Origin of the sequence: Phyllobacterium sp., assembly GCF_037994405.1 — a bacterium.
Taxonomy (GTDB): domain Bacteria; phylum Pseudomonadota; class Alphaproteobacteria; order Rhizobiales; family Rhizobiaceae; genus Phyllobacterium.
The window spans coordinates 1-5,384 of record NZ_JBBNAN010000393.1 but is presented as its reverse complement, the minus strand read 5'-3'; the positions used below and the strand labels follow the sequence as shown (position 1 = coordinate 5,384).

9 protein-coding genes are annotated in these 5,384 nt (G+C 57.0%); 3 read left to right on the top strand and 6 right to left on the bottom strand.

The genetic code is table 11. The annotated features are described in order from the left end of the window. Positions 1-13: 13 nt before the first annotated feature. Both AAAC48_RS21855 and ureC read right to left on the bottom strand, forming a co-directional pair. A complete protein-coding gene (locus tag AAAC48_RS21855; RefSeq protein WP_340656211.1) occupies positions 14-526 on the bottom strand; it encodes a DinB family protein in 513 nt (170 codons plus the stop codon). 11 nt (positions 527-537) lie between these two features. Then, positions 538-2,250 carry an urease subunit alpha gene (ureC, locus tag AAAC48_RS21850; RefSeq protein WP_340656210.1) on the bottom strand — a complete coding sequence of 571 codons (1,713 nt, stop codon included), beginning with the start codon at positions 2,248-2,250 and terminating at the stop codon, positions 538-540. Between the two features lie 175 nt (positions 2,251-2,425). On the opposite strand from ureC, the gene AAAC48_RS21845 reads away from it, so the two are divergent. Then, positions 2,426-2,812 (top strand): hypothetical protein, encoded by a 387-nt coding sequence (locus AAAC48_RS21845; protein WP_340656209.1) that lies wholly within the window; start codon positions 2,426-2,428, stop codon positions 2,810-2,812. Between the two features lie 95 nt (positions 2,813-2,907). On the opposite strand, the gene AAAC48_RS21840 is transcribed toward AAAC48_RS21845, so the two are convergent. Genes AAAC48_RS21840 through AAAC48_RS21830 form a run of 3 tightly spaced genes read right to left on the bottom strand, consistent with a single transcriptional unit; the run spans position 2,908 to position 4,392 of the window. Next, positions 2,908-3,213: an urease subunit beta gene (locus tag AAAC48_RS21840; RefSeq protein ID WP_340656208.1), complete on the bottom strand. Its 306-nt coding sequence runs from the start codon at positions 3,211-3,213 to the stop codon at positions 2,908-2,910. A 10-nt stretch (positions 3,214-3,223) separates the two neighbouring features. Continuing rightward, positions 3,224-3,526, bottom strand: a complete 303-nt coding sequence (locus AAAC48_RS21835; protein ID WP_340656207.1) for an urease subunit gamma — start codon at positions 3,524-3,526, stop codon at positions 3,224-3,226. Positions 3,527-3,558: 32 nt separating this feature from the next. Beyond that, entirely contained in the window at positions 3,559-4,392 is an 834-nt protein-coding gene (locus AAAC48_RS21830) for an urease accessory protein UreD (protein WP_340656206.1), read from the bottom strand. An 81-nt stretch (positions 4,393-4,473) separates the two neighbouring features. On the opposite strand from AAAC48_RS21830, the gene AAAC48_RS21825 reads away from it, so the two are divergent. Together AAAC48_RS21825 and AAAC48_RS21820 are read left to right on the top strand one after the other, a co-directional pair. Continuing rightward, positions 4,474-4,827 (top strand): PIN domain-containing protein, encoded by a 354-nt coding sequence (locus tag AAAC48_RS21825; protein WP_340656205.1) that lies wholly within the window; start codon positions 4,474-4,476, stop codon positions 4,825-4,827. Continuing rightward, positions 4,824-5,072: a pilus assembly protein HicB gene (locus AAAC48_RS21820; RefSeq protein WP_340656204.1), complete on the top strand. Its 249-nt coding sequence runs from the start codon at positions 4,824-4,826 to the stop codon at positions 5,070-5,072. Before AAAC48_RS21825 ends, AAAC48_RS21820 begins: the two co-directional genes overlap by 4 nt. A 22-nt stretch (positions 5,073-5,094) precedes the next feature. Here the strand turns inward: AAAC48_RS21820 and AAAC48_RS21815 are convergent. Then, positions 5,095-5,384 (bottom strand): pyrroline-5-carboxylate reductase dimerization domain-containing protein (locus tag AAAC48_RS21815; RefSeq protein WP_340656203.1); only part of this gene is annotated, 290 nt, incomplete at its 5' end.

The window sequence follows — 5,384 nt, the reverse complement described above, 5'->3', positions numbered from 1 at the left end:
CCGGTCACGCGCTTCATTTTTCGCCCTCCGCGTTGAAATCATCATTCATACACAGGAAGAAATCGATTGGCGGCGCGTTGCCGGTCAATTGCGAAAGGAGAGTGTGTACTTGGCCGCGGTGATGCGTCTGGTGGTTGAAAATCTGCGTCAGGCACCTGTCCAGCGTCGAAATATAGGGCTCTCCCTCCATGGTGGTCCAGCCGAACAAGCCAGTGATCGCGTTCTGATCAAACGAGCCCACCACCTTGATGATGTGATCGTCGAAGGCGATCCGCGCCTGACGCAATGCATCCAAACTATCGTGCAAAATGACATCAAGAGAGGGTGGGATATAGAGATCGCCGGTGAAGCGCCCGAACCACAATTTGTCGATGGCCAGAATGTGGTTGAGCGTGCCATGCACTGACTTGAAAAAGGCGCGCCGGTCAGCGAAATAGTCTTCACGATCAAGTGCCGCAGCAGCCTCGTAAATTTGACCATTGGCCCATTTGTTGTAGTGGGCAAGCCGTCTGAAATGATCTTTCATCGCATTTGCACTCAAAACAGGAAATAGCGTTGCGCCATCGGCAATACTGTTGCCGGTTCGCAGGTTAAAAGTTCGCCATCCGCCCGTACCTCATAGGTTTCCGGATCGACTTCCACACGCGGTGTCGCATCATTGTGGATCATCGACGCTTTGGAAATGCCGCCGCGCGTGTTTTCAACGCCGATCAATTGCTTGTCCACGCCGAGCGACTGGCGCAGGCCCGCATCGACCGAGGCTTTGCTAACGAAAACCACAGACGAATTGCTGACGTTCTTGCCATAGCCGCCGAACATATAGCGGTAATGAACCGGCTGCGGTGTCGGGATCGAGGCATTCGGGTCACCCATCGGCGCAGCAGCAATCGAGCCGCCGAGCAGAACCATATCCGGCTTGACACCAAAGAAGGCCGGGTTCCACAAAACGAGATCGGCGCGTTTGCCCACTTCGATCGAACCGATATGCCGGGATACGCCCTGCGCAATCGCCGGGTTGATCGTGTATTTGGCGATGTAGCGTTTGACGCGGAAATTGTCGTTGTCGCCCGTCTCCTGCGGCAGGCTTCCACGCTGGCGCTTCATCTTGTCAGCCGTCTGCCAGGTGCGGATCAGCACTTCACCCACGCGGCCCATCGCCTGGCTGTCGGACGAGATAATCGAGAACGCGCCGATATCGTGCAAAATATCCTCGGCCGCGATGGTCTCCTTGCGAATACGGCTTTCGGCGAAGGCCACATCCTCGGGGATCGAGGAGGAAAGATGGTGGCAGACCATCAGCATATCGAGATGCTCGGCGATGGTGTTCTTCGTATAGGGCCGCGTTGGATTGGTCGATGAGGGGATAACGTTCGGCAAGCCGCAAATCTTGATGATGTCCGGCGCATGGCCGCCGCCGGCGCCTTCCGTGTGAAAAGCATGAATGGTCCGGCCCTTGAAGGCGCCGACCGTATCCTCAACGAAGCCACTTTCATTGAGCGTGTCGGTGTGGATCATCACCTGCACGTCATATTGATCGGCGACAGCAAGGCAATTGTCGATCGCAGCCGGTGTCGTCCCCCAGTCCTCGTGGAGCTTGAGCGAGCAGGCGCCGCCCAGGATCATTTCTTCCAGCGCCTTCGGTTGCGAGGCATTGCCCTTGCCGGACAGGCCGATATTCATCGCGATAGTATCGAAGGACTGGATCATCCGCGCCATGTGCCATGGCCCCGGGGTACAGGTGGTCGCCAGTGTTCCATGTGCCGGACCGGTGCCACCGCCGAGCATGGTGGTGATACCAGACATCAGCGCTTCCTCGATCTGTTGCGGACAGATGAAATGGATATGCGCATCCATGCCGCCGGCCGTGAGGATCTTGCCTTCACCGGCGATGATTTCCGTGCCGGGCCCGATAATGATGGTCACGCCGGGCTGTGTATCCGGGTTGCCGGCCTTGCCGATGGCAACGATCAACCCGTCCTTCAATCCGACATCGGCCTTGTAGATGCCCGTATGATCAACGATCAGGGCATTGGTGATGACAGTGTCGAGGGCGCCGTCTTTACGAGCAACCTGGCTCTGGCCCATGCCGTCGCGAATGACCTTGCCTCCGCCGAACTTCACCTCTTCGCCATAGACGGTGAAGTCCTTTTCCACCTCGATAAAAAGCTCGGTATCGGCAAGGCGCACCTTGTCCCCGGTGGTCGGGCCAAACATGCGGGCATAGGCCGAACGGGTGATTTTAGCGGGCATGAGACTTCCCTCTTTTGTGAATTGTATCATGGGCGACCGGGGTTGGCCGCCACATTTTCGCCGCGATATTGCCTTGGAAAAACCCGATCACCGACCCGTTCAGAGCGAATTCGGCATGTGAGGTATAAACGTCATCAGTAGATGATCGTTCGCCAATCACGTGAAAGGAACAACGATGCGAAAGATGATAGTCCTCGCGCTCAGCGCGGCATTCCCGCTGGCAACTTCCGTTGCTTATGCGCAGTCCGCCGCCCCGCAGGCTGAAAGTGCCCAGCAGCCAGCCGCAAAAAGCGAAACTGCGACCGGTCAGGCGGGCGCAACGCCCATCACCACGATCAATATCGTAGACATCAACGAACTGCCGGAAGCGACCAAGAACCAGGTCAACGATGCCATTGCCAAACGCAGCGATGCGGACGTGCAGAAACTGCGCACCTCGATCGACAAGTCGCCGGAAGTCTCCGCTGCTCTGAAAGAGAAGGGACTGACTTCTGCGGCGGTGGTGATAGCAAGTCTCGATTCCAAGGGCCTGCTCACCCTCGTCACCAAGAAGCCGAGCTGACCGGCAAGCTCTGCAAAATACGTTCCTGACATCTACGTTGCGATCGGCGTTTTCCCGGTCGCTTTGCGTCGTGGAACTGAAGTCAAACGGATCTGTCAAAGCTTTCCCATGATCTTCTGCTGAAACCCGTAGACGGTCCGGTTCCCGCTGAGCGGCACAAGCGTAACATCGCGCTCCTGTCCCGGCTCGAACCGGACCGCCGTTCCCGCAGCAATATCGAGGCGCATGCCGCGGGCCTTGTCGCGGTCGAACGCCAGCGCCGAATTGGTTTCGTAGAAATGATAGTGCGAGCCGACCTGCACGGGACGGTCGCCGGTGTTGGCCACCTTCAGCGTGATGTTGCTGGCGCCAGCGTTGAGTTCAATGTCACCCTTGGCAGGGATCACTTCTCCAGGAATCATGCTCTGTCTCCTAGCGGATCGGTTCGTGGACGGTGACAAGCTTGGTTCCGTCAGGGAAGGTCGCCTCGACCTGGATGTCGTTTATCATTTCCGGGATGCCCTCCATTACCTGATCGCGGGTAATGACATGCGCGCCAGCTTCCATGAGATCGGCGACGGAGCGGCCGTCACGGGCGCCCTCGACAACAAAATCGCTAATCAGCGCAATGGCTTCCGGGTGATTGAGCTTGACGCCGCGCTCAAGGCGGCGGCGCGCCACCATGGCCGCCATGGAGATCAAAAGCTTGTCTTTTTCACGCGGTGTCAGATTCATCTTATTCCTTAGACATCATTCTTTGGTCGCACTTAAATTGACCAGACTTTAGGCACGCCTGCCTTTTCATTCAGCAGCTCGATCAGCGGCACCAGCCGCTTTCTCAGCAAATAGGCGTCACCATCGATGAGCCTCGCAAGAAGCTTGCCAGACCAGAAGGAAGCACCGCCTTTTGTCCCAATTATTTTTCGGCTTTTATCGAGATAGCGTTCCGCATCGGCATCGAGCAGCAAAATAGTGGCCATGGTTCGCATTCCGCCAATCAGCGCAGGACGACCCAGCATCGAACCAGCATCCGGACCGATCAGAAAGTCTTCCGCATGGATCAGCTTGCCGTTTCGATGAATGCGCCAGCGATCGCGAAACGTGCAGTTCTGGACATCTTCACCCATGGCCTTGCGGCCAAAGACCACGGGCTCCACGATGAGTGCACGACTGGATTGGGCGAGATCAACAACAAGCGTTCGGTTCAGCGCCGAGGCTTCGAACAGGATCGTCTCCTGCGGCAACCAGGCGAGCGACGCCTGGTTTTTGACCTTAAGCACCGTTGCAACATCCGCGACACCGGCGGACGCCTTGTAAATACGCTCGCAGGCCTGCGTTGTGACCTGTGCCCGGCAATCATCGGCCACCTCAAATTGCCAGTGCATCTCGTCGCCGCCGGTCAAGCCGCCCGACGTGTTGATCATCACAGCTTCCAGTAACGGACTATCGGTCTCGGGCAATCGGATCTTGGCGCAACCTTCCTGGTAAAGCGTAGCGATGCGCGTGCGGCCATTGACTGGTTTGACAGCCAGCCGCGCCGAACCATAAGCGCGCTGCGGCCCGGCTTTCGGTATCAAATCAAGAGACGAATGAACATTCATCGTCGCACGCTAGCGCAATATCCACCGCGATGAAAACAACAATATCAAACTCAGAGTTGAGACGTTCAACCGGCGCAAGCAATGCCCTCCTACGCTTCGTGGCAATATCTGGTACCATTGGTGACCACAGCGCTGTTTCTGGAATACGAAGATGTACTCAAGCGGGCGGAACAGAGGTTGGCGCATGGACTTGATAATGCTGGTATCGATCGGTTTCTGGGCGCCCGTGCAAGCGCAAGTGAAGCAGTGAACGTGCGATATCAATGGCGGCCGCAACTTTCGGATGCGAATGACGAGATGGTATTCGAAGCCGCCGTCAATGGAAGGGCTGATGCCCTGGTGACCCATAATATCAAGGACTTCAAGGCGGCTGCCACGAAGTTCAACGTGCGGATTTTGCTACCGGCCGATGTGCTTGCGGAGATGAGAAAATGACAAAAACGTCCTATCCCCTCAAACTTCCAGCTTCTGTCAAGACTGCCGCACAGCGGCTGGCGCGGGAAGATGGTGTGTCGCTCAATCAATGGATATCAGTTGCCGTTGCCGAGAAAATCGGGGCGGTCGAAACCGCAAGTGAGTTCCTGCGCCGTCGTCAAGGAAGCGCCACGCCAAGCGATCTTTTGCCGTTCCTTGACAATGCCGGCAATGAAGAACCAGCCACAGAAGACAAATTCGAATAATTGCCGGCGAGCCTGCGAAAACTCAATTGGTGCCGAGCTCGATCGCGCGCTGGTGTGCCTTGAGTACAGCCCTTATCATCAGGCGCTTGAGCTTGTCGTTGCCCATCAACACGTCCAGCGCAGCAGCTGTCGTTCCTTTGGGGCTCGTCACCTGTTCGCGAAGCTTCGTTGGCGTGTCCGTGCTTGAGGCAGCCAGAACCCCGGCGCCATAGACTGTCTGCATGGCCAGCAACTCGGCAGTCTTTCGTTCCAGGCCAGCGACAACGCCAGCCTCGGTCAGGCATTCGATGAAATGAAACACGTAGGCAGGGC

Excerpts from the sequence above, each read along its gene's own strand:
- AAAC48_RS21855 (WP_340656211.1), bottom strand. The coding sequence starts at position 526 with ATGAAAGATCATTTCAGACGGCTTGCCCACTACAACAAATGGGCCAAT.
- ureC (WP_340656210.1), bottom strand. The coding sequence starts at position 2,250 with ATGCCCGCTAAAATCACCCGTTCGGCCTATGCCCGCATGTTTGGCCCG.
- AAAC48_RS21845 (WP_340656209.1), top strand. The coding sequence starts at position 2,426 with ATGCGAAAGATGATAGTCCTCGCGCTCAGCGCGGCATTCCCGCTGGCA.
- AAAC48_RS21840 (WP_340656208.1), bottom strand. The coding sequence starts at position 3,213 with ATGATTCCTGGAGAAGTGATCCCTGCCAAGGGTGACATTGAACTCAAC.
- AAAC48_RS21835 (WP_340656207.1), bottom strand. The coding sequence starts at position 3,526 with ATGAATCTGACACCGCGTGAAAAAGACAAGCTTTTGATCTCCATGGCG.
- AAAC48_RS21830 (WP_340656206.1), bottom strand. The coding sequence starts at position 4,392 with ATGAATGTTCATTCGTCTCTTGATTTGATACCGAAAGCCGGGCCGCAG.
- AAAC48_RS21825 (WP_340656205.1), top strand. The coding sequence starts at position 4,474 with ATGCCCTCCTACGCTTCGTGGCAATATCTGGTACCATTGGTGACCACA.
- AAAC48_RS21820 (WP_340656204.1), top strand. The coding sequence starts at position 4,824 with ATGACAAAAACGTCCTATCCCCTCAAACTTCCAGCTTCTGTCAAGACT.